This is a genomic window from Pedomonas sp. V897, assembly GCF_051304405.1.
In the GTDB taxonomy this organism is placed as follows: Bacteria; Pseudomonadota; Alphaproteobacteria; order Sphingomonadales; family Sphingomonadaceae; genus Pedomonas.
In genome coordinates this window covers 303,537-324,262 of record NZ_JBPPGG010000002.1, presented here as the reverse complement: position 1 = coordinate 324,262, position 20,726 = coordinate 303,537, and the positions used below count along the sequence as shown (strand labels likewise).

Genomic DNA, 20,726 nt, shown 5'->3' with positions numbered 1-20,726 from the left:
ATGCGCGTCTCGGATATCGCGGTCCGCCGCCCTGTGCTTGCGGCGGTGCTGAGCCTGCTCATCACGGCTTTCGGCATCATCTCGTTCTCGCAGTTGCCGCTGCGCGAGTATCCCAACATCGACATCCCCGTGGTGTCGGTGGAGACCACCTATCGCGGCGCCGCCGCCGAGGTGATCGAGAGCCGCATCACCCAGCTCATCGAGGGGCAGATCTCCGGCATCGAGGGGGTGAAGTCCATCACCTCGTCGAGCCGCGACGGCCGCTCGGACATCTCCATCGAGTTCGACATCTCCCGCGACATCGACGACGCCGCCAACGACGTGCGCGACCGCGTCTCGCGCGTGGTCGACAACCTGCCGGAGGAGGCCGATCCGCCCGAGATCAACAAGGTGGACGCGGACGCCCGCCCCATCATGTTCCTCAACCTCACCAGCAAGCAGCACAGCCTTCTGGAACTGGCGGACTATGCCGACCGCTATCTGGTGGACCGTCTCAGCGCCACCAGCGGCGTGGCCCGCGTGCAGATCTACGGCAGCAGCCGCCCGGCCATGCGCGTCTGGCTCAACCGCGAGCGGCTGGCCGCCTACCAGCTGACCACGGCGGACGTGGAGCAGGCCCTGCGCACCCAGAACGTGGAGCTTCCGGCGGGCCGCATCGAATCCAGCGACCAGAACCTGACGCTGCGGATCAACCGCCCCTATCTGAACCCGGAGGACTTCCGCCAGCTCATCATCGGGCGCGGCGCGAACGGCCACCTGGTGCGCATGGGCGACATCGCCGAGGTGGAGCTGGGGTCCGAGAACCCCTACACCATGTACCGCAACACCGGCACGCCGGGCGTGGGCCTGGGCATCGTGCGCCAGTCCAACGCCAACACCGTCGAGGTGGCGCGGCTCATCCGGGAGCAGGTGCCGGAGATCAACCGCACCCTGCCCGAGGGCATGACGCTGTTTGTCAACTACGACACCTCGATCTTCATCAGCGAGTCCATCAAGAAGGTCTACCACACCCTCGCCGAAGCGGCCGTTCTGGTGGTGGTGGTGATCTTCCTGTTCCTCGGCTCGCTGCGCGCCACCCTGATGCCGGCGGTGGCCGTGCCGATCAGCCTCACCGGCGCGTTCATCCTGCTGGCGGCGCTGGGTTACTCGCTCAACCTGCTGACGCTGCTGGCGCTGGTGCTGGCCATCGGCCTGGTGGTCGATGACGCCATCGTGGTGCTGGAGAACGTCTACCACCGCATCGAGAAGGGCGAGCCGCCCCTGCTCGCCGCCTACAACGGCGCGGGGCAGGTCAGCTTCGCGGTCATCGCCTCCACCGTCGTGGTGATGGCGGTGTTCGTGCCGGTGCTGTTCCTGGGCGGCAACACCGGCCGCCTGTTCCGCGAGCTGGCGGCGGCCATGATCGGCGCGGTGGGCGTCTCGCTCATCGTCTCGCTGACGCTGACGCCGATGATGTGCTCCAAGATGCTGAAGGCCAACGTCAAGCCGAGCCGCTTCAACCAGAAGATGGACGAGCTGCTCGCCCGCCTCGGCGCCGCCTACCGCCGCTCGCTCGAGGGGGTGGTGGAGCGCTGGGTGGCGACGGCGGGCGTGTGCGTCGCGGTGCTGGGCCTCACCGTCTTCGGCCTCGCCACGCTCCAGAGCGAGCTGGCGCCGCAGGAGGATACGGGTCTGGCCCGCATCAACACCTCCGGCCCCGAAGGCATGGGCTTCGACGCGCTCATCCAGGCAACGCTCGACTTGGAGAAGCGGATTCTCGAAAGCGTGGGCGGAGACCATCCGATCGAGCGTGTGGTGCTGCGCGCGCCCGGCCGCTTCGGCGCCGGCGACGATTTCACCAGCTCGGCGGGCACGCTCATCCTCAAGGACTGGTCCCAGCGCAACGTCTCCACCGATGACGTGATCCGCCAGCTCCGCCGGGAGCTGGAAGACCTGCCCAACCTGCGCGTGTTCCTGAACCAGGACAACTCGCTGGGCGGCGGCGGCCGTGCGATCCGCTTCGTCATCAGCGGCTCCTCCTTCCAGGAGCTGGCCCGCGCCCGCGACGCCATCATGGCGGCGGCGGCCAACTACCCCGGCATCCAGGGCCTGGACTCCGACTACAAGGAGACCAAGCCGCAGATGCAGGTGAAGATCGACACCACCCGCGCGGCGGATCTGGGCGTCTCGGTCACGGAGATCGGCTCGACGCTGGAGACCATGATGGGCTCCAAGCGCGTCACCACCTTCATCGACCGCGGCGAGGAATATTACGTGGTGCTCCAGGCCCAGCGGGACAACCGGCTCTCGCCGGCGGACCTTCAGAACATGTATGTCCGCTCGCGCACGACCCAGCAGCTGATCCCGCTGTCCAATCTGGTCACGCTCGAGGAGTTCGCCGACGCCGGCACCCTCGGCCGCTTCAACAAGCTGCGGGCGATCACCCTCGAAGGCGACGTGGGTCCGGGCTACTCGCTGGGCGAGGCGCTGGCGTTCCTCGAGAACGAGGCGCTCAAGCACCCGGAAGTGGTCGCCGTCGGCTACAAGGGCGAATCGCGCGAGTACAAGGAGGCGGGCTCGGCCCTGCTCTTTGCGCTCGTCTTCGCCATTCTGGTCATCTATCTGGTGCTGGCGGCGCAGTTCGAGAGCTTCATCCATCCCATCGTCATCATCCTGACGGTGCCGCTGGCGGTGGGCGGCGCGGCCCTTGGCCTGCATCTCCTCGGCAACACGCTGAACATCTTCAGCCAGGTGGGCATCGTCATGCTGGTGGGCCTTGCCACCAAGAACGGCATTCTCATCGTGGAGTTCGCCAACCAGCTGCGCGACGAGGGCCACACCGTGCGCGAGGCCATCCTGCGCGCCTCGGAGCGCCGCCTGCGCCCGATCCTGATGACCTCCATCGCGACGGTGGCGGGCGCGGTGCCACTGGTGGTGATGGGCGGCGCGGGCGCGGCCTCGCGCCAGGCCATCGGCACGGTGATCGTGTTCGGCGTGTCGCTGTCCACCCTGCTCAGCCTCTATGTCATTCCGGTGTTCTACAACCGTCTGGCGCGCTACACCCGCTCGCCCGAGGCCGTGACCCGGGATCTGGAGGACCAGATGGCCCGCCAGACCGCCCTCGCCGAATAGGCCGGGCTGCCCCACACCATCCCGCAAAGCCGCTGCCGACCCGCCGGTCCGCAGCGGCTTTTGCATTGCCCCGCACGGGCGGCCGGGCCGGTTTCATGACTTTTCGATCGTCCAGCTCTTGTGCCCGCCGCCTCGGGGCTCTACCTCAGGGTGCAAGGACGCACGGCCGGCGCTGCCACGCCACGGCGCCACCGACACGGCAGCCCGGCCCTGACGGCAGAATGAGGAACCCAAATGCAGACTGACAATCGCCTGTTCGATGACCTCTCCCGCGTTGCCACCGGCGCCGTTGGAGCGCTGGCGGGCATGAAGCGCGAGATCGAGGCGCTGGTGCGCCAGCGGGTCGAGCGCGTGATCGGCGGGCTCGATCTGGTCAGCCGCGACGAATTCGAGGCGACGCGGGCCATGGCCGAGCGCGCCCGCGAGGAAAACGAGGCGCTGAAGGCGCGCGTCGCGGCGCTGGAAGCCGCCCTTTCCGGGGCATCGGCCGCGCCGCAGGACACCGCCTCCGGCCCCGAATCGCCTGCCGGGACCAATTAACCCCAGATTTGTCCACAAGATTCTGCGGTCTGGCGACCTGCCGCGCCTTGCGGTTCGCGGTGGGGCATGAGACTATTTCCGGAAACCGGGAGCGTGTGCTCCCACTGATTGGATGTCAGGAGAGACCATGACTGCGCTCGAGTTGGACGATGTCGGTGCGTCTTACGCCGATCCGCTGTCGGTGCTCGAATTCTGCTGCTCGGAGCGGGACTGGGCCTATGAGCGCGACAACAACGACGAGTTGATCGTCGCCGCGCCGGGGAGCTGGAATGCCTATCAGCTTCGCGCCTTCTGGCATCGGGAAGATCAGGTGATCCAGCTGGCGTGCATGCTGGACATCCGCGTGCCGGATACCAAGCGCGCTGCCATTTACGAAACCCTCGGCCTCATCAACGAGCGGCTGTGGATGGGCCACTTCGAGATGTGGGCGCAGGACGGCAGCGTGCTGTTCCGCCACGCCATCGTGATGGACGACGACGGCAGCAACCTGTCCTCCTCCCAGGCCCACACCATCCTCGAGTCCATCGTGGGCGAATGCGAGCGCTACTATCCGGTGTTCCAGTTCGTGCTGTGGGCGGGCAAGCGCCCGGCCGAGGCGATGGAGGCCGCGCTGCTCGATCCGCAGGGCGAGGCGTAAGGCACTTCAGGGCTCAGGCGTTCAGAGGTTCATCATGACTGTTGCGTTGACGTCGGACCGGCCGCTGCTTCTGGTCGGGTGTGGTAACATGGGCTCGGCCCTGCTGCGGGGCTGGATCGCGGGCGGCATCGCCCCCGAAGCCATTCGCGTTCTCGAACCGGCGGGTGCGGCCCGCGCAGTCGAGGCGGGCGCGAAGGCGGAGCTGGTGTTCACCGACGTGCCGGCGGACGGCGTCAAGCCGCGCGCCATGGTGGTGGCGGTCAAGCCGCAGATGATGGCCAAGGTGCTGCCCACCCTCCTGCCGCTCATCGCCGAGGATACGCTCGTCATCTCCATCGCGGCGGGCACCACCTTCCGGCGGCTCGGCGAGCTGACCTGCGGGCACAAGCGACTCATCCGGGCCATGCCCAACACCCCGGCCGCCATCGGCCGCGGCGCAACCGTTGCGGTGGCGACGCCCGAGGTGAGCGCGGACGAGCGCGCCCTCACCCTCACCCTGCTCTCCGCCGTGGGCAATGCCTATGCGGTTGAGGACGAAGCGCTTATCGACCTGGTCACCGCCCTGTCGGGCTCCGGGCCGGCCTATGTGTTCTACCTCATCGAGTGCATGGCGGCGGCGGGCGCGAAGCTTGGCCTGCCCCCGGCATTGGCACTGGACCTGGCCCGTGATACGGTCGCGGGTGCGGGAGAGCTGGCAAAACGCTCGCAGGAAGACCCCTCGACCTTGCGTGCCCAGGTCACCAGCCCCAACGGCACCACCGCCGCGGGCCTCAGTGTATTGATGAGCGAGCACGGGCTGGCTCCCCTGATCGAGGCAACCTTGACGGCTGCGGCCAACCGCAGCCGGGAGCTCGGACAGGACTCATGACCTCTGCACCCACGGCTGATCTCGACCGCTGCCTTGACGCGCTCATGGCGGTGATCGAACGGCAGGGTTGGCAAAACACGACGTTACAGAGCATTGCTGCCGCAGCGGGACTCCCGGTGTGGCAGCTTGTGCTTTCGGCGGGCAGCCGCTTCGACATGCTGGCGAAGTTCGGACGCCGCGCCGATATTGCCGCCCTGCGCTCCCTCGACGGCGGCGACGCGAGCCTCAGCACCCGCGACCGCCTGTTTGACCTCATCATGGCGCGGCTCGACGCGCACCAGCCCTACAAGGGCGCAATCCGCAAGCTGGCGGACGCCGCCTGCACCGACCCGGGGCTGGCCGCCTTCTTCGCCTGCCACCTGCCGCGCTCCATGCGCGTGCTGGCGGACGCGGCGGGCGTCAACGTCACCGGCCTGTCGGGCATGGCGAAGGTTCAGGGGCTGACCTGCCTCTACCTCTCCGTCACCCGCACCTGGCTGCGCGACGACACGCCGGACATGGCCCGCACCATGGCAGCGCTGGATCAGGCCCTGGGCCGGGCCGAGCGCTGGTGCGACCGCTTCAGCTGGCGCGCTCGCCAGTCTGCCGCGTCGGGCCCCTCCGCCGCGCCGGATGCAAGCAGCACGCCCGGCGGCACGCAGCCTGCCTGAGCCTTGCCTGCGGGCGCTTTGGCGGCCTGAGCCCTAGCGCATCAGGTCCTTGATGGCGGATTGCTGATCCGGGTCGATGAGGCCGAGCAGCACGGACCAGAACCCGGCCACGGCCTGCGGCCCGGCCTGGCCGTAGGCCTGCGCCATGCGGTCACGGATGGCGGCAAAGGCCTGCCGCTCCAGATCCACGCCCTTGTCGGTGAGGTAGAGCAGACGCTGGCGCTTGTCGTAGGGGCCGACGGAGGCCACCACATAGCCCTGCTTCTGAAGGTCCGAGAGCACCCGGCTCAGGCTCTGCTTGGTGATCCGCAGCAGCTTCAGCAGTTCCGAGACCGAAAGGCCCGGCTTGCGGCCGATGAAATAGAGCGCCCGGTGGTGCGCCCGGCCGAACCCGTGCTTCTCCAGCAGGGCATCGGGCCCCTTGGTGAAATCCCGATAGCCGAAGTACAGCAGTTCGATGCCGCGACGGATTTCCGCCTCGCGGAGGAACAGGGGGGAAGCAAGAGAATTTGCGTCAGCCATGTTGACTTATATCGCTTAGAATGTTACCCAACGCAACCCCCTACCGACAAGAATATTAGAATTCAACGTTACCGAGAGAGGTTCCATGTCCGACCGCCCCTTCCACGACCGCGACGGTTTCATCTGGTTCGACGGCGAGCTTGTTCCGCATCGCGACGCCAAGGTGCATGTCCTCACTCACGCCATGCATTACGGCTCGTCGGTCTTCGAGGGTCAGCGGGCCTACGACGGCACCATCTTCAAGCTGGCGGAGCACACCGCCCGGCTGCGGACCTCGGCCAACCTGCTCGGTTTCGACCTTCCCTTCAGCGACGACGAGATCAACGCCGCCTGCTACGAGGTGATGAAGGCCAACGGCTTCACCAACTGCTACATGCGCCCGGTCGCCTGGCGCGGCTCCGAGCAGATGGGCATCTCGGCGAAGAAGACGAAGATCCACGTGGCCATCGCCTGCTGGGAGTGGCCGTCCTACTATTCGATGGAAGAGCGGCTGAAGGGCCTCAAGCTGGACATCGCCCGCTACCGCCGCCCGGCCCCCTACACCGCGCCGAGCGCCGCCAAGGCCGCCGGCCTCTACATGATCTGCACCGTCTCCAAGCACGCGGCGGAAGACAAGGGCTGCGCCGACGCCATGATGCTGGACTACCGCGGCCGCGTGGCCGAGGCCACCAGCGCCAACATCTTCTTCGTGAAGAACGGCGAGATCCACACGCCGGAGCCCGACTGCTTCCTCAACGGCATCACCCGGCAGACCGTGATCCAGCTGGCCGAGCGGGCGGGCATCCCGGTCCACGTGCGCGCCATCTGGCCGGAGGAGCTGTCGGACTTTGACGAGTGCTTCCTCACCGGCACCGCCGCCGAGGTGTCCCCGGTCGCCGAGATCGGCCCGTGGCGCTTCACCCCGGGCGACGTCTGCAAGCGCCTGATGACCGATTACGACAATCTGGTCTGGGGCCGCCTGAACGCCTGACCGGCGCCGCAGCGCAAGATCCGAAACACCCCCGGATGGCCCGGCCGTCCGGGGGTGTTTCTTTTAGGAACCAACATCTTGCGGAGGATTTCTCATCCTCTGGCCGCACGTCGGCCGGATCACGCATCAGACCCGAAAAAGCGAGCCAGCACAGACACATCCACCTTGACGATGCGGTTGAATTATTCTGTGCTCGGCAGCGGTTGCTTTGAGGAGGTTCCACCATGATCAGACCCGCCCGCCCCGAGGATCAGGACGCCATCTGGGCCATTCTCGAGCCCGTCATCCGGGCGGGCGAGACCTACACGCTGGACCGGGACATGAGCCGCGAAGCAGCGCTCGCCTACTGGCTCTCCCCCAACCACCACGTCCACGTGCTGGAGGAAGACGGCCAGATCCTCGGCACCTACTACCTGCGCACCAACCAGCAGGGCGGCGGCCGCCACGTCTGCAATTGCGGCTACATGACCCACGAGCAGGCGCGCGGACGCGGCGTCGCCAGCCGCATGTGCCGCCACTCGCTGGACCTCGCCCGCCAGCTTGGCTACCGGGGAATGCAGTTCAACTTCGTCATCTCCACCAACGAGGGCGCGGTGCGCCTGTGGCAGGCGCTGGGCTTCCAGATCGTCGGCCGCCTGCCCGGCGCGTTCGAGCACCCGCGCTTCGGCTTCGTCGATGCCCTGGTGTTCTATCAGGACCTGACCCGGCCCGGCAGCGGCGAGACCGCATAAGCGGACCTCCAGCAACCTACATGCCCCGTAATCGCCCGTAGAGGCCCCTTGCAGCGCCGAAACAGACCCGCCCGCCACCACCCCAGCGTGGATAGGCAAAAACCTCTCTACGGGCGTTTAAACCCCCGTAGCGTCGATTTCGCGTTATGTTAAGGAAACAGGGGCTTTTGCAGGGGACTCGTCCCCTGCACCCCTTCGTTTTCCGCGCCGCCCTCCCCCGGTCCCGGAAAGAAAAAGGGCCGTGCCCGGGCTGACCGGCACGGCCCCTGAAACCGGATGGAGGGTGCAGGAGGCGGACGTGCGCCTCCTGCCGCCCCCGATTACCCGTGCGCCAGCGCCGCCAGCAGCAGCAGGGCCACGATGTTGGTGATCTTGATCATGGGGTTCACGGCGGGACCGGCGGTGTCCTTGTAAGGGTCGCCCACCGTGTCGCCGGTCACGGCCGCCTTGTGGGCGTCCGAGCCCTTGCCGCCGTGGTTGCCATCCTCGATGTACTTCTTGGCGTTGTCCCACGCACCGCCGCCCGAGGTCATGGAGATGGCGACGAACAGCCCGCCGACGATCACGCCCAGCAGCAGCGCCCCGAGCGCGGCGAACCCTTGCGCCTGCCCCGCCACCGCGCTGATGACGAAGTAGACGACGAGCGGCGCCAGCACCGGCAGCAGGCTGGGGATGATCATCTCCCGGATCGCCGCCTTGGTGACCAGATCGACCGTGCGCGCATAGTCGGGCTTGGACGTGCCCGCCATGATGCCCGGGTTGTCGCGGAACTGGCCCCGCACCTCCTCGACCACCGAGCCCGCCGCGCGGCCCACCGCGGTCATGCCGAGCGCGCCGAACAGGTAGGGCAGCAGCGCGCCCAGCAGCAGGCCGACCACCACGTAGGGGTTGGCCAGCGAGAAGTCGATGGTCAGCTCGCCGAAGAAGGTGTTGAGGTCCGCCGCGTAGGCGCCGAACAGCACCAGCGCGGCCAGCCCCGCCGAGCCGATGGCATAGCCCTTGGTGACCGCCTTGGTGGTGTTGCCCACCGCGTCCAGCGCGTCCGTGTTCTTGCGCACGCTGGCATCCAGCCCCGCCATTTCGGCGATGCCGCCCGCGTTGTCGGTGACCGGCCCGTAGGCGTCCAGCGCCACCACCATGCCCGCCAGCGCCAGCATGGCCGTGGCGGCAAAGGCAATGCCCATCACGCCCGCCAGGCTGTAGGTGAAGATCATGCCCGCGCAGATGACGATGGTCGGCAGCGCCGTCGCCTCCAGGCTCACCGCCAGCCCCTGGATGATGTTGGTGCCGTGGCCCGTCACCGACGCCAGGGCGATGGAGCGCACCGGGCGGAAGTTGGTGCCGGTGTAGTATTCGGTGATCCAGACGAGCAGCGCCGTCACCGCCAGCCCGACGAGGCTGCAGATGAACAGGCTCTGGGCGCTGAAGGTCATGCCGCCGGCGGTGATCGCCGCGCCGCCCGGCCCCACCACATAGGGGATGAGGAACCAGAAGCCGATGGCCGAGAGCACCGCCGTCACCCAGAAGCCCTTGTAGAGCGCCCCCATGATGTTCTGCGACTTGCCCAGCCGCACGAAGAAGGTGCCGATGATGGAGGTGAGGATGCACAGGCCGCCGATGGCCAGCGGCAGCACCATGAGGTTGCCGAGCAGGGCCGCGTCCTGGTCCGCGCCGAACAGCAAGGCCGAGAGCACCATGGTCGCGCCGATGGTGACCACGTAGGTCTCGAACAGGTCGGCGGCCATGCCGGCGCAGTCGCCCACGTTGTCGCCCACGTTGTCGGCGATCACGGCCGGGTTGCGCGGGTCATCCTCGGGAATGCCCGCCTCCACCTTGCCGACCAGGTCCGCGCCCACGTCCGCCGCCTTGGTGAAGATGCCCCCGCCAAGGCGCGCGAAGATGGAAATGAGCGAGGCGCCAAAGCCCAGCGCCACCAGCGCGTCGATGACCACCCGGTCGCTCGCCGCATGGTCCAGCACCCGGGTCAGCACGAAGAAGTAGACCGCAATCGCCAGCAGCGCGAGGCCCGCCACCAGCAGGCCGGTGATGGCCCCGGCGCGGAACGAGAGGGTCAGCCCCTGCTGCAACCCCTGCCGCGCCGCCTCCGCCGTGCGCACATTGGCCCGGACCGAGACGTTCATGCCGATGAACCCGGCCAGCCCCGAGCAGATGGCGCCGATGGCAAAGCCCACGGCCGGATAGAGGCCGAGCGTGAAGAAGATGATCGCCGCCACGATCACGCCCACCACCGCGATGGTGCTGTACTGGCGGTTCAGGTACGCCCTCGCCCCTTCCTGAATGGCGGCGGCAATCTGCTGCATCGTCTCGGAGCCCGCCGAGGCTCCCAGCACCGAGCGGGCCGCCAGCACGCCGTAAAGCAGCGCGACGATCCCGCACCCGATTGACACGTAAAGTATGTCCACGAGCGATTCCCCCTTGGTTCGCATGGCTTTTGTGCACGAACGCATCGCAACGAAACGATGTTCGCCGGGGCCGGAAACCCGGCCCTCGTTTGGGTAAAAGCATGGAATCAACAGGTTGGAGCGGTGGCTCGCCCAAGGGACCGCAACCGGCTCCCGACGCTACGGACTGTACGTCGCAACTGCGGCGGATCGTTGCAAATGCACAAGGGCCATGCAAGCGATCTCGCGGCGGAGACCGGATTGCGGGGAAAACAGCAGGGAAAATGGCAGTTACGCTGCCGAAACGCACCGCCCCGGGGCGGCAGGCTCAGAGCGGCAGGACCGTGGTGATCTGCACCGTGCGCACCACCGGCTTGCCGAGCGATTCGTTGGCGGCGTCGCGCAGCACCGTCTCGGCGGCGTCGTAATCCAGCAGCAGCGGGTTGCGGGCATCGGCAACCGACGTGGTGGAGAGCCTGTGGTTGATGGCGTGGCGCACCAGCGGCATCCGCGCCTTGACGAAGTCCGCGTCCTGCTCCCCCACCTCCAGCTGGAGGTCGAGGTTCACATAGCCGCTGAGGGCGCCGCCGGGCGCAACCAGCGGCACCGTCAGGCGGTTGAGGGAGACGAACGCGGGCGGAGCCTGCGGCGTCTCGGACGCTTCCGGCGCCAGCGCCGCCGCGGCGCCCGCACCGCCGGTCAGCAGGAAGTAGGCGCTCGCGCCGCCGCCTCCGGCGATCAGCCCGGCCGCCAGCAGCGTGAGCGCGATGAGTCTGGATCGTTTGCGGGACGCTGCGCCGGCGTCGGCCTCAGTCCTGTCCCCGTCTGCTCCCGCCATGCTCATACCCCAGCTTGGTCAGCGCAAGGGCCGTGCCGTCCGGTCCGAGGAGCATCAGCCCCTCGCCCGCCTCGACCCGTCCGATTCGGGAAATCCTAATCCCAAATCGTTGACAAAGCCCCAACACCGTCTCCCGGTCCCGGGGGCTGGCGGTAAAGACGATCTCGTAGTCGTCGCCCCCCGAGGCCAGCTGCACGCGCCGGGAAAGGCTGTCCGCCGCGCCCACACCCGCGTCTGCGTCCACCCACGCCGCTGCGGCGTCCGACAGCGGCAGGCGCGCCGCCTCCAGCACCACCCGCACGCCGGAGGCCGCCGCGATGTGGCGGGCATCCGCCAAGAGGCCGTCCGACACGTCCGCCGAGGCGCGGGCGATGCCGGGCAGCGCCGGGCCCAGCGCCACGCGCGGCTCGGGCCAGCGGTAGCGCTGCACCACCGCCGCCCGGTGGGCGGGCGGCAGGTCGAGCGCGCCGGTGAGCACCTGAAGGCCGAGCCAGGCATCGCCGATCGTGCCGGTCACATAGACATCGTCCCCCGCCCGCGCGTGCGCCCGGCTGAGCGCCGCGCCATGGGGTGCGGTGCCGATGGCGGTGAGGCTGAGCACCAGCCGCTCGCCCGCCCGGATGGTGTCGCCGCCCCAGAGCTGGACGTCATGGCGTGCCAGATCCGCCGCCAGCCCCTCGGTGAAGCGGCGCAGCCAGGGTTCGTCCTGCGCGGGCGTCAGGCCGAGCCCCAGCAGCACGCCCCGGGGCACCGCCCCCTTGGAGGCAAGGTCGGAAAGGTTCACCCGCAGCAGCTTGGCGGCGATGGCCTCGGGCGGATCGTCGGCGAGGAAATGCACGCCCTCGGCTGCCATGTCCTTGGTCAGCACCACCTCGCAGCCCGCCGGCGCGGACCACACGGCCACGTCATCCTTGAGGCCGCGGGCCTCGGGCGCGCGAGCGATCGGCGCGAGCAGGCGGCCGATCAGCTCGAACTCCCTCACTTGGCGCCGTTGCCCTTGCGGCCGGCCGCCTCGCCCACCCGGTCGAGAAGGCCGTTCACGAACGCCGCCTCGCGCGGCTCGTAGAAGGCGTGGGCCACGTCCACATACTCGGTGATGACCACCGCCGTCGGCACGTCCGGCCGGGCGACCAGCTCGTAGGCACCGGCGCGCAGGATCTGGCGCATCGGGCGGTCGAGCCGTTCCAGCGTCCAGCCCTCGGCCAGGTGGCGGGCGATCAGCCCGTCCAGCTCCTCGCGGCGGGCCCACGCGCCCGCGACGATGTCGTCGAACAGGTTGCGGTCGGCGCGGATGTAGGTGTCGCCCTCGATCTCGCTGCCGAGCCGGTGATCGTGGAATTCCTTGATCACGCGGGGGACGGAGTCGCTCGCCATCTCGATCTGGTACAGCGCCTGCACGGCGGCGAGACGCGCCGCGCTGCGCGGCGTGCCGGGACGGGTCTTGGGTTTCAGCGTCTGGTCAGCCACGGCTCATCACCCTTCCGCGCCAAAGCGGCGGCGGTAGCCCACCATCGTCAGGGCGGCCTCGGCGGCGGCGCGGCCCTTGTTGCCCTGACCCACCCGGGCCCGCTCCCACGCCTGACGGAAGTTCTCCGTCGTCAGGATGCCGTAACCGATGGCGAGGCGCTCGCGCACCGCCAGATCCATCAGGCCCCGGGCGCTTTCCTCGCACACGTAGTCGTAGTGGGTGGTCTCGCCCCGCACGACGAGGCCCAGCGCCACGTAGCCGTCGTACTTGCCGCTTCTGGCGGCCATGGCGATCGCGCCCGGAATCTCGAAAGCGCCCGGCACGGCGATCCGATCCCACGTTGCGCCGGCGGCCTCGAGGGTCTGGATGGCGCCGACCACCAGTTCGTCGGCCACATCCTCGTAGAACCGGGCCTCGACAATCAGGATATGCGGTGCGGTCATGAACTTACCTAGCAAACTCAGTGAAAAACGGGCCGGAACCGGCGCGGGAGGGCCGCCCTGGCGGCGGCCCCGCCCCCGCCTCAGTCGTCCGACAGCTCGATCTCGTCGACCACCTGAAGGCCGTAGCCCTCAAGGCCGATGATGTTGTGGCGCGCCGAGCGGGTCAGCAGGACCAGATCCCTGACGCCCAGATCCACCAGGATCTGCGCGCCGATGCCGTAGTCGCGCAGCACATGTTCCTCGCGGGATTCGGACGCGCGGGCATTCATGATCTGGGACAGCCGGTCCGGCCGGGTGTCGCGGATGATGACGATCACGCCCGAGCCATGCTTGCCGATGGTCCGCATGGCGGCCTGAAGCTGGCCGGTGCGCTCGCTCACCTCGCCCAGCATGTCGTTGAAGATGGAGAGGGCATGCATCCGCACGAGCGTCGGCCTGGCGGGGTCGATATCGCCCTTGATGAGCACCAGATGCTCCGCATACTCCGCCTTGTTGGCGTAGGTCTTGAGCTTCCAGGTGCCGCCGTACTCGCTCTCCATCTCGCCTTCGGCGATGCACTCCACCAGATTGTCATAGCGGCGGCGGTAGGCGATCAGGTCGGCGATGGTGCCCACCTTCAGGCCGTGCAACTGGGCGAAGGCGATCAGGTCCGGCAGGCGGGCCATGGTGCCGTCGTCGTTCATGATCTCGCAGATCACGCCCGCGGGCATCAGCCCGGCGAGGCGGGCGATGTCCACCGCCGCTTCCGTGTGGCCGGCGCGGACCAGCACGCCGCCCTCGCGCGCCATCAGCGGGAAGACGTGACCGGGGGTGACGATGTGCTCCTTGCCCTTGGTGGGGTCGATCGCCACGGCGATGGTGCGGGCGCGGTCGGCGGCGGAGATGCCGGTGGTGACGCCCTCCTTGGCCTCGATGGAGACGGTGAAGGCGGTCTCGTGCCGGGTGCCGTTGTTCTGGCTCATCAGCGGCAGCTCAAGCTGGCGCACCCGCTCGGCGGTCAGCGACAGGCAGATGAGGCCGCGGCCATACTTGGCCATGAAGTTGATGGCGTCGGGGGTGGCCATCTGGGCGGGAATGATGAGGTCGCCCTCGTTCTCCCGGTCCTCGTCGTCCACCAGGATGAACATCCGGCCGTTGCGGGCGTCCTCGATGATTTCCTCGATGGGCGACAGGGCCATATGGGCTTCGGATTGAGCCGTCTTCAGCATGACGCTACCTCCTTGAGCCGCGCGACGTAACGCGCCAGCACGTCTATCTCGATATTGACGGGATCGCCCACCTTGGCCCGGCCGAGGGTCGTGCAGCTCTGGGTGTGCGGAATGACATTCACCTCGAACAGCACGCCGTCCGGCCCGTCCTCGACCGCGTTCACGGTGAGGGAAATGCCGTCGATGGTGATGGAGCCCTTGGGCGCGATGTAGGGCGCGAGGCCCTTGGGCGCCTCGAAGCGGATGCGGCGGGAGGCGCCGTCCGGCACGATGTCGGTGATGCGGCCCACCGCGTCCACATGGCCGGTGACGATGTGGCCGCCCAGCTCGTCGCCCACCTTCAGCGCCCGCTCCAGGTTGACCGGGGTGCCCACCTGCCAGCTTCCCAGCGCCGAGCGGGACAGCGTCTCGCCCGAGGCATCGACGGCAAACCAGTCGCTCCCCTTGTCCACCACCGTCAGGCAGACGCCCGAGCAGGCAATGGACGCACCGATCTCCACCGTCGAGAGGTCGAAGGCGGTGCCAAGCACAATGCGGGTGTCGCCGCGCGGCTCGATGGAACGGACGGTGCCGATGTCTGTAATGATGCCTGTAAACATAACAGCTTCCCGTTAACGGATACGCTCGAAAACCGCCAGCCGAACTTCGCCCAGCGCCAAACTGTCCACCGTGCGCCAGCGCCCGTGCGCCTCGGCGAGACGCGCAAGGCCCAGATCCTCGACCCCGCTGCGCCCGTCGCCAAGCACGATCGGGGCCGTGTACCACAGCAGACGGTCCACTAGATCGTGTCGGAGCAGCGAAGCTGCAAGCCCCGCTCCGCCTTCCGCCAGAACACGGAGCGCCCCGCCCGCCGCCAGACCGGCCAGCATCTCCGGCAGGGACGCGCCCGAGAGCACCTCCGCCCGGCCCGCAAGCTTGAGCGACGGCGCAATCCGCTCCAGCGTCCGGCTCGCCACCACCGGCCGGGGCGAGCGGTCCTCCAGCCCGGGCAGGCGCACGTCGAGCATGGGATCGTCCGTCTCCAGCGTGCGCCGGCCGATGAGGATCACATCATGGCGCGCCCGCTCCAGATGGGCGTGCCGGCGCGCCTCGGGGCCGGTGATCCAGCGGCTCTCCCCGTTGGGCAGCGCGATGCGCCCGTCGAGCGAGGTCGCCAGCTTCAGCGTCACCTCCGGCCGCCCCTCGGCCAGGCGCAGGCGGAAGCCCCGCTGCTGGCGCACCGCCTCCGCTTCCAGAACGCCGCTCACAACCTCGATCCCCGCCCGCTGCAGGGCGAGCGCGCCGTGGCCGCTGGTGCGGGGGTCGGGGTCGAGCGCCGCGATCACCACGCGGGCGGGCCGCGCCGCGAGCAGGAGACTGGTGCAGGAAGGCCCGCGCGGGCTCTCGTGGGCGCAGGGCTCAAGGGTTACGTAGACCGTCGCATCGCGGGCGGCCTCCCCCGCCTGAGCCAGTGCCCCCGCCTGAGCCAATGCCATGGCCTCCGCGTGGGGGCGCCCGCCCGGCTGGGTCCAGCCCCGGCCGAGGACAACGCCGTCCTTCACGATGACGCAGCCCACCGACGGATTGGGCTGGGTCCGCCCCAGTCCGCGCTCGGCCAGCGCCAGCGCCGCGCGCATCCATCGGTAATCGTGCTTCATTCCGCCCGCTTTCGTGCGGCGGCCGCGCGGGTGCGGCCGCTATTCGCTCTTCCAGACGTCCAGTTCGCGCGTGTCTTCCAGCTTTCCGCCCAGCTGGCCCACAAAGGTCTCGAAGTCCTTGGCCTCGCGGAAATTCTTGTAGACCGACGCGAACCGGACATAGGCAACCGGGTCCAGCGCCTCAAGCCGCTCCATCACCAGCTCGCCGATCTGGTGGGCGGGAATCTCGTTCTCGCCCATCGACTCGAGCTGGCGCACGATGCCCGTGACCAGCCGGTCGATCCGCTCCGGCTCCACCGGCCGCTTGCGCAGGGCGATGCGAATGGAGCGCTCCAGCTTGTCGCGCTCGAAGGCCTCGCGCTTGCCCGATTTCTTGACCACCACCAGCTCGCGCAGCTGCACCCGCTCGAACGTGGTGAACCGCGCCCCGCAGGCCGGGCACTGCCGCCGCCGCCGAATGGCCGAGTTGTCCTCGGTCGGCCGGCTATCCTTCACCTGCGTATCTTCGTGACTGCAAAATGGACAACGCATCGGCGCATCCGCCTTCCATCTCGTTGGCGAGCATGGCCGGACAGTAGTCTACACCAGATATGGTGTCCACTCTGCAGGCTGCCTCAAGATAGATTTGCTGCCGCAGGAGGACAGCGAAAAGAAATTGGAAGGGACTTGAAATGCAGGGGGTCGCGGACCCCCTGCACCCCCTTTCGTTTCGGGGCGCGCCCGTGATCGAAGGGCGCGTCCCGTTCGGAAGAATGAGAAAGGGCCGCACCCGGTCTCACAGGCACGGCCCTTCAAAACGATCGGGAGGTTGCCAGGAGGGGCAAGCCCCTCCTGCAAGCCGTCACATCCCGCTTAGCCCTGATAGATCGGGAAGCGCTTGCACAGCGCCGAGACGCGGGCGCGGATTTCGGCTTCCACCTTGCCGTTGTTCTCGGGGCCGTTGGCGACCAGGCCGTCCAGCACGTCGGCGATCATGTCGCCGATTTCCTTGAACTCCTCGACGCCGAAGCCGCGGGTGGTGCCGGCGGGCGAGCCCACGCGGATGCCCGAGGTCTTGGTCGGCGGAAGCGGGTCAAACGGCACGCCGTTCTTGTTGCAGGTGATGCCCGCGCGCTCCAGCGCCTCGTCGGCGTCCTTGCCGGTGAGGCCCTTCGGGCGCAGGTCGATCAGCGCCAGGTGGGTGTCGGTGCCGCCCGCGACGATGTCGCAGCCGCGCTCCTTCAGGCGCTGGGCGAGAACCTGGGCGTTCTCGATGACCTTCTTCGCGTAGACCTTGAACTCCGGCTGAAGCGCCTCGCGGAAGGCAACCGCCTTGGCGGCGATGACGTGCATCAGCGGGCCGCCCTGGAGGCCCGGGAACACGGCCGAGTTGATCTTCTTGGCGATGTCCTCGTTGTTGGTGAGGATCATGCCGCCGCGCGGGCCGCGCAGGGTCTTGTGGGTGGTGGTGGTCACCACGTCCGCGTAGGGCAGCGGGTTCGGGTGGGCGCCGCCCGCCACCAGGCCGGCGAAGTGCGCCATGTCCACCATCAGCAGCGCGCCGACCGAGTCGGCGATCTCGCGGAAGCGCTTGAAGTCGAGGATGCGCGGATAGGCCGAACCGCCCGCGATGATGAGGCGCGGCTTGTGCTCCCTGGCGAGGCGCTCCACCTCGTCGAAGTCGATGAGGTGGGTTTCGCGGTCCACGCCATACTGCACGGCGTTGAACCACTTGCCCGACATGGCCGGCGGCGCGCCGTGGGTCAGGTGGCCGCCCGCGGCCAGCGACAGGCCCATCACGGTCTCGCCCGGCTTCACCAGCGCCAGCATGACGGCGCCGTTGGCCTGCGCGCCGGAGTGCGGCTGGACGTTGACGAACTCGGCGCCGAACAGGGCCTTGGCGCGGTCAATCGCCAGCTGCTCGGCGATGTCCACATGGTGGCAGCCCTGGTAGTAGCGCTTGCCCGGGTAGCCCTCGGCGTACTTGTTGGTCAGCACCGAGCCTTGCGCTTCCAGCACCGCCTTGGAGACGATGTTCTCGGAGGCGATCAGCTCGATCTGGTCCTGCTGGCGGCTCAGCTCGCCCTTGATGGCGGCGGCCAGCTTGGGGTCGGCCTGTTCGAGGCCGGCGGTGAAGAAATCGGGGGCGCGGCCCTCGGCATCGGACTTAAGAGCGGCGGAAGTCATCGCTTATTCTCCTTGGGTACGAACGGGCGGATTGGAGAGCTTGTCGATCCGCCGCTGGTGACGGCCGCCGTCGAAGGGGGTCGCCAGGAATTCCTTGAGGATGTCGCGGGCCATGTCGACGCCGGTGAGGCGCTCGCCGATGGCAAGCACGTTGGCGTCGTTGTGCTGGCGGGCGAGACGCGCCATCAGCCCGTTGGTGCACAGCGCGGCGCGAACGGCCGGGATGCGGTTTGCGGCAATGGAAATGCCGATGCCCGAGCCGCAGATGACAACGCCGCGCTCGGCCTTGCCTTCGGCCACCGCCGTGGCCACCGCGTAGCCGAAGTCCGGGTAGTCAACCGACTCCGACCCGCAGGTGCCCAGATCCAGAACGTTGAACCCGGCCTCGTGCAAGTCGTCCATCAGGATCTGCTTGAGCTTGACGCCCGCATGATCCGAACCAATCGCGACAGTCTTGGTCATGCACTCTCTCGACTCGAAAACAAGGGCGACGGGCCCGGCCCCCAGGCCTGTCCCGTGACGAGGGCCCGCGTCGAGGGGGCTCGTAGCACAGCGCACCGTCAAGGGCTAGGGGCAAGGGCGACCGCAAGGTACAAAGTCAAGGGGGAAAGGTACCGGAAACGCCCCGGTTTTCCCTGGGGCACCGCCTGCGCCACTGCCCGGGCATGGCTCCCATGCTCACCATGCAAGGGTACTCACCATGCAAGGGCACTCACCATGCAAGGGGGGCCCGAGAGGGGGCGCCCTGCCCCCGCTCAGACGATCAGGCCGCGACGGGGCGGCGGCGGCGCTTTCGGGGCCGGCTCCTCCGGCGCGGGCGCGTCCTCCATCCCCAGCAGGGTCTTGAGCTTGCGCACCGCCATGATGGCGAGCACCTGGCTCGGCGTCAGGCTGGAGCCGACCACAACCGCTTCCAGCCCGGTGAGCGGGTCCACCGCGCACACCTTGACGCTGCTGCCAACCGGCGTGAACTCGATCAGGAAGCCGCTGTAATCGTCGTCCAAAACATCCGCCATAGGCCGTTCCCCCCTCTCCCGCCCCCTTATACAGCACCGCAAGGCCGGGATGTATTTCGACGTGTCGCGGGGGCGCGTCCGCCGGAAACGAACGGGAGGTCGCAGGAGGGGCACACCCCTCCTGCCAACCCATCAAGACGTGCAGAAAACCGCCGTCAGGCCGCCTGCCGGGTCAGCTCCAGACGGTCCCAGATCTCCAGCAGCGCGTCGCGCAGGGCGTACATCATGGAGTCGTCATGGTGCGGCGTCGGCGTGAAGCGCAGCCGCTCCGTGCCGCGCGGCACGGTCGGATAGTTGATGGGCTGGACGTAGATTCCATACTCCAGCAGCAGGATGTCGGAGATCTTCTTGCAGCGCACCGGATCGCCCACCTTCACCGGGACGATGTGGCTGACCGAGGGCATCACCGGCAGCCCGGCGTCGCGCAGCAGGTCCTTGAGGAACTGGGCCCGCTCCTGATGGCGCTCCCGCTCGGCGTTGCTCTCCTTCAGGTGGCGGATGCTCGCCAGCGCGCCGGCCACCAGCACCGGGGCCAGCGAGGTGGAGAAGATGAAGCCCGGCGCGTAGGAACGCACCACGTCGATGATGGTCCGGGAGGCCGCGATGTAGCCGCCCATCACGCCGAAGGCCTTGCCCAGCGTGCCCTCGATGATGGTGAGGCGGTGGGCGACGCCGTCCCGCTCCGAGATGCCGCCGCCGCGCGCGCCGTACATGCCGACCGCGTGCACCTCATCGAGGTAGGTGATGGCGTTGTACTTGTCCGCCAGGTCGCAGATGGCGGCGATGGGCGCGATGTCCCCGTCCATCGAGTAGACCGACTCGAAGGCGATCAGTTTGGGCGTCTCCAGCGGATACTGCTGGAGCAGCTCCTCCAGATGCTGGAGGTCGTTGTGGCGGAAGACGTGCTTCTCGCATCCCGAGTTGCGGATGCCCGCGATCATGGAGGCGTGGTTCAGCTCGTCCGAGAAGATCACGCAGCCGGGCAGCAGCTTGGCGATGGTGGAGAGCGTCGCCTCGTTGGAGACGTAGCCGGAGGTGAAGGTGAGTGCGGCTTCCTTGCCGTGCAGGTCCGCCAGCTCGGCTTCCAGATCCAGGTGGTAGTGAGTGTTGCCGCTGATGTTGCGGGTGCCGCCCGAGCCTGCGCCCACGTCGTGCAGCGCGGTCTCCATGGCCTCGATCACCTTGGGGTGCTGGCCCATGCACAGGTAGTCGTTGGAGCACCACATGACGATGGGCCGCTGGCCGTTGTGGCCGGCAAAGCAGCGGGCATTGGGATATGCGCCACGATTGCGAAGGATGTCGATGAAGACGCGATAGCGGCCTTCTTGGTGCAGGCGATCGATCGCCTCCTGGAAAACGCGCTCGTAATTCATGGCCGCATATCCTGGACCGTTACATTTGGCGCAAACCTATGTATCCGAATGCCCGCCCGCAATAGCCGAATTTGTCGCAACCCCACCTTTGCGGCCCGACTGTGCGGGCGGCGTCGCGCCCGCCGCCCGGTCCGGTCCAGCCTAAC

21 protein-coding genes are annotated in these 20,726 nt (G+C 68.2%); 7 read left to right on the top strand and 14 right to left on the bottom strand.

Going from position 1 to position 20,726, the window contains the following annotated elements; all coding sequences use genetic code 11:
• From ACSJJU_RS07500 to ACSJJU_RS07480, 5 genes are all read left to right on the top strand, one after another.
• Window positions 1–3,111 (top strand): efflux RND transporter permease subunit, encoded by a 3,111-nt coding sequence (locus tag ACSJJU_RS07500; RefSeq protein ID WP_435914710.1) that lies wholly within the window; start codon window positions 1–3, stop codon window positions 3,109–3,111.
• Between the two features lie 234 nt (window positions 3,112–3,345).
• Window positions 3,346–3,651: an accessory factor UbiK family protein gene (locus ACSJJU_RS07495; RefSeq protein WP_435914709.1), complete on the top strand. Its 306-nt coding sequence runs from the start codon at window positions 3,346–3,348 to the stop codon at window positions 3,649–3,651.
• Between the two features lie 127 nt (window positions 3,652–3,778).
• Window positions 3,779–4,288, top strand: coding sequence for a YbjN domain-containing protein (locus tag ACSJJU_RS07490; protein WP_435914707.1), 510 nt, complete (start codon window positions 3,779–3,781; stop codon window positions 4,286–4,288).
• A 34-nt stretch (window positions 4,289–4,322) separates the two neighbouring features.
• Window positions 4,323–5,156, top strand: coding sequence for a pyrroline-5-carboxylate reductase (gene proC, locus ACSJJU_RS07485; protein WP_435914706.1), 834 nt, complete (start codon window positions 4,323–4,325; stop codon window positions 5,154–5,156).
• On the top strand, window positions 5,153–5,806 hold the full coding sequence (locus tag ACSJJU_RS07480; protein ID WP_435914705.1) for a hypothetical protein: 654 nt from the start codon (window positions 5,153–5,155) through the stop codon (window positions 5,804–5,806). Before proC ends, ACSJJU_RS07480 begins: the two co-directional genes overlap by 4 nt.
• A gap of 33 nt (window positions 5,807–5,839) precedes the next feature.
• On the opposite strand, the gene ACSJJU_RS07475 is transcribed toward ACSJJU_RS07480, so the two are convergent.
• Entirely contained in the window at window positions 5,840–6,328 is a 489-nt protein-coding gene (locus ACSJJU_RS07475) for a MarR family winged helix-turn-helix transcriptional regulator (RefSeq protein ID WP_435914704.1), read from the bottom strand.
• A gap of 85 nt (window positions 6,329–6,413) precedes the next feature.
• Between ACSJJU_RS07475 and ACSJJU_RS07470 the strand changes: the two genes are divergently transcribed.
• Together ACSJJU_RS07470 and ACSJJU_RS07465 are read left to right on the top strand one after the other, a co-directional pair.
• On the top strand, window positions 6,414–7,298 hold the full coding sequence (locus ACSJJU_RS07470; protein ID WP_435914703.1) for a branched-chain amino acid aminotransferase: 885 nt from the start codon (window positions 6,414–6,416) through the stop codon (window positions 7,296–7,298).
• 224 nt (window positions 7,299–7,522) lie between these two features.
• Window positions 7,523–8,029, top strand: coding sequence for an N-acetyltransferase family protein (locus ACSJJU_RS07465; RefSeq protein WP_435914701.1), 507 nt, complete (start codon window positions 7,523–7,525; stop codon window positions 8,027–8,029).
• A gap of 320 nt (window positions 8,030–8,349) precedes the next feature.
• On the opposite strand, the gene ACSJJU_RS07460 is transcribed toward ACSJJU_RS07465, so the two are convergent.
• The 13 genes from ACSJJU_RS07460 to hemA form a co-directional block, all read right to left on the bottom strand.
• Window positions 8,350–10,476 (bottom strand): sodium-translocating pyrophosphatase, encoded by a 2,127-nt coding sequence (locus tag ACSJJU_RS07460; RefSeq protein ID WP_435914699.1) that lies wholly within the window; start codon window positions 10,474–10,476, stop codon window positions 8,350–8,352.
• Window positions 10,477–10,759: 283 nt separating this feature from the next.
• Window positions 10,760–11,269 (bottom strand): flagellar basal body-associated FliL family protein, encoded by a 510-nt coding sequence (locus ACSJJU_RS07455; RefSeq protein WP_435914698.1) that lies wholly within the window; start codon window positions 11,267–11,269, stop codon window positions 10,760–10,762.
• Window positions 11,241–12,251, bottom strand: coding sequence for a thiamine-phosphate kinase (gene thiL, locus ACSJJU_RS07450; RefSeq protein ID WP_435914697.1), 1,011 nt, complete (start codon window positions 12,249–12,251; stop codon window positions 11,241–11,243). Before thiL ends, ACSJJU_RS07455 begins: the two co-directional genes overlap by 29 nt.
• On the bottom strand, window positions 12,248–12,736 hold the full coding sequence (gene nusB / locus ACSJJU_RS07445) for a transcription antitermination factor NusB (protein WP_435914696.1): 489 nt from the start codon (window positions 12,734–12,736) through the stop codon (window positions 12,248–12,250). The genes thiL and nusB overlap by 4 nt, the downstream gene beginning before the upstream one ends.
• Before the next feature lie 6 nt (window positions 12,737–12,742).
• The gene (gene ribH, locus ACSJJU_RS07440) at window positions 12,743–13,180 is read right to left on the bottom strand and encodes a 6,7-dimethyl-8-ribityllumazine synthase (protein WP_435914695.1); all 438 of its coding nucleotides are present in this window, start codon (window positions 13,178–13,180) and stop codon (window positions 12,743–12,745) included.
• An 80-nt stretch (window positions 13,181–13,260) separates the two neighbouring features.
• The gene (gene ribB / locus ACSJJU_RS07435; RefSeq protein WP_435914694.1) at window positions 13,261–14,388 is read right to left on the bottom strand and encodes a 3,4-dihydroxy-2-butanone-4-phosphate synthase; all 1,128 of its coding nucleotides are present in this window, start codon (window positions 14,386–14,388) and stop codon (window positions 13,261–13,263) included.
• A complete protein-coding gene (locus tag ACSJJU_RS07430; protein ID WP_435914693.1) occupies window positions 14,382–14,987 on the bottom strand; it encodes a riboflavin synthase in 606 nt (201 codons plus the stop codon). The genes ribB and ACSJJU_RS07430 overlap by 7 nt, the downstream gene beginning before the upstream one ends.
• Window positions 14,988–14,999: 12 nt before the next feature.
• Window positions 15,000–16,025: a bifunctional diaminohydroxyphosphoribosylaminopyrimidine deaminase/5-amino-6-(5-phosphoribosylamino)uracil reductase RibD gene (gene ribD / locus ACSJJU_RS07425; RefSeq protein ID WP_435914692.1), complete on the bottom strand. Its 1,026-nt coding sequence runs from the start codon at window positions 16,023–16,025 to the stop codon at window positions 15,000–15,002.
• A 39-nt stretch (window positions 16,026–16,064) separates the two neighbouring features.
• A complete protein-coding gene (gene nrdR, locus ACSJJU_RS07420; RefSeq protein WP_435914691.1) occupies window positions 16,065–16,556 on the bottom strand; it encodes a transcriptional regulator NrdR in 492 nt (163 codons plus the stop codon).
• Between the two features lie 321 nt (window positions 16,557–16,877).
• Complete coding sequence (glyA, locus tag ACSJJU_RS07415) at window positions 16,878–18,191, bottom strand: serine hydroxymethyltransferase (protein WP_435914690.1); 1,314 nt, start codon at window positions 18,189–18,191, stop codon at window positions 16,878–16,880.
• Window positions 18,192–18,194: 3 nt separating this feature from the next.
• A complete protein-coding gene (gene rpiB, locus ACSJJU_RS07410; RefSeq protein WP_435914689.1) occupies window positions 18,195–18,653 on the bottom strand; it encodes a ribose 5-phosphate isomerase B in 459 nt (152 codons plus the stop codon).
• Window positions 18,654–18,946: 293 nt separating this feature from the next.
• Window positions 18,947–19,207, bottom strand: coding sequence for a DUF6898 family protein (locus tag ACSJJU_RS07405; RefSeq protein ID WP_435914688.1), 261 nt, complete (start codon window positions 19,205–19,207; stop codon window positions 18,947–18,949).
• Between the two features lie 155 nt (window positions 19,208–19,362).
• Entirely contained in the window at window positions 19,363–20,580 is a 1,218-nt protein-coding gene (gene hemA, locus ACSJJU_RS07400; RefSeq protein ID WP_435914687.1) for a 5-aminolevulinate synthase, read from the bottom strand.
• Window positions 20,581–20,726: the final 146 nt, after the last annotated feature.

Excerpts from the sequence above, each read along its gene's own strand:
- ACSJJU_RS07480 (WP_435914705.1), top strand. The coding sequence starts at position 5,153 with ATGACCTCTGCACCCACGGCTGATCTCGACCGCTGCCTTGACGCGCTC.
- ribH (WP_435914695.1), bottom strand. The coding sequence starts at position 13,180 with ATGACCGCACCGCATATCCTGATTGTCGAGGCCCGGTTCTACGAGGAT.
- glyA (WP_435914690.1), bottom strand. The coding sequence starts at position 18,191 with ATGACTTCCGCCGCTCTTAAGTCCGATGCCGAGGGCCGCGCCCCCGAT.
- nrdR (WP_435914691.1), bottom strand. The coding sequence starts at position 16,556 with ATGCGTTGTCCATTTTGCAGTCACGAAGATACGCAGGTGAAGGATAGC.
- ACSJJU_RS07460 (WP_435914699.1), bottom strand. The coding sequence starts at position 10,476 with ATGCGAACCAAGGGGGAATCGCTCGTGGACATACTTTACGTGTCAATC.
- ACSJJU_RS07470 (WP_435914703.1), top strand. The coding sequence starts at position 6,414 with ATGTCCGACCGCCCCTTCCACGACCGCGACGGTTTCATCTGGTTCGAC.
- ACSJJU_RS07495 (WP_435914709.1), top strand. The coding sequence starts at position 3,346 with ATGCAGACTGACAATCGCCTGTTCGATGACCTCTCCCGCGTTGCCACC.
- hemA (WP_435914687.1), bottom strand. The coding sequence starts at position 20,580 with ATGAATTACGAGCGCGTTTTCCAGGAGGCGATCGATCGCCTGCACCAA.
- rpiB (WP_435914689.1), bottom strand. The coding sequence starts at position 18,653 with ATGACCAAGACTGTCGCGATTGGTTCGGATCATGCGGGCGTCAAGCTC.
- ACSJJU_RS07490 (WP_435914707.1), top strand. The coding sequence starts at position 3,779 with ATGACTGCGCTCGAGTTGGACGATGTCGGTGCGTCTTACGCCGATCCG.
- ribD (WP_435914692.1), bottom strand. The coding sequence starts at position 16,025 with ATGAAGCACGATTACCGATGGATGCGCGCGGCGCTGGCGCTGGCCGAG.
- ACSJJU_RS07500 (WP_435914710.1), top strand. The coding sequence starts at position 1 with ATGCGCGTCTCGGATATCGCGGTCCGCCGCCCTGTGCTTGCGGCGGTG.
- ACSJJU_RS07405 (WP_435914688.1), bottom strand. The coding sequence starts at position 19,207 with ATGGCGGATGTTTTGGACGACGATTACAGCGGCTTCCTGATCGAGTTC.
- ribB (WP_435914694.1), bottom strand. The coding sequence starts at position 14,388 with ATGCTGAAGACGGCTCAATCCGAAGCCCATATGGCCCTGTCGCCCATC.
- ACSJJU_RS07465 (WP_435914701.1), top strand. The coding sequence starts at position 7,523 with ATGATCAGACCCGCCCGCCCCGAGGATCAGGACGCCATCTGGGCCATT.
- ACSJJU_RS07475 (WP_435914704.1), bottom strand. The coding sequence starts at position 6,328 with ATGGCTGACGCAAATTCTCTTGCTTCCCCCCTGTTCCTCCGCGAGGCG.
- proC (WP_435914706.1), top strand. The coding sequence starts at position 4,323 with ATGACTGTTGCGTTGACGTCGGACCGGCCGCTGCTTCTGGTCGGGTGT.
- ACSJJU_RS07455 (WP_435914698.1), bottom strand. The coding sequence starts at position 11,269 with ATGGCGGGAGCAGACGGGGACAGGACTGAGGCCGACGCCGGCGCAGCG.
- ACSJJU_RS07430 (WP_435914693.1), bottom strand. The coding sequence starts at position 14,987 with ATGTTTACAGGCATCATTACAGACATCGGCACCGTCCGTTCCATCGAG.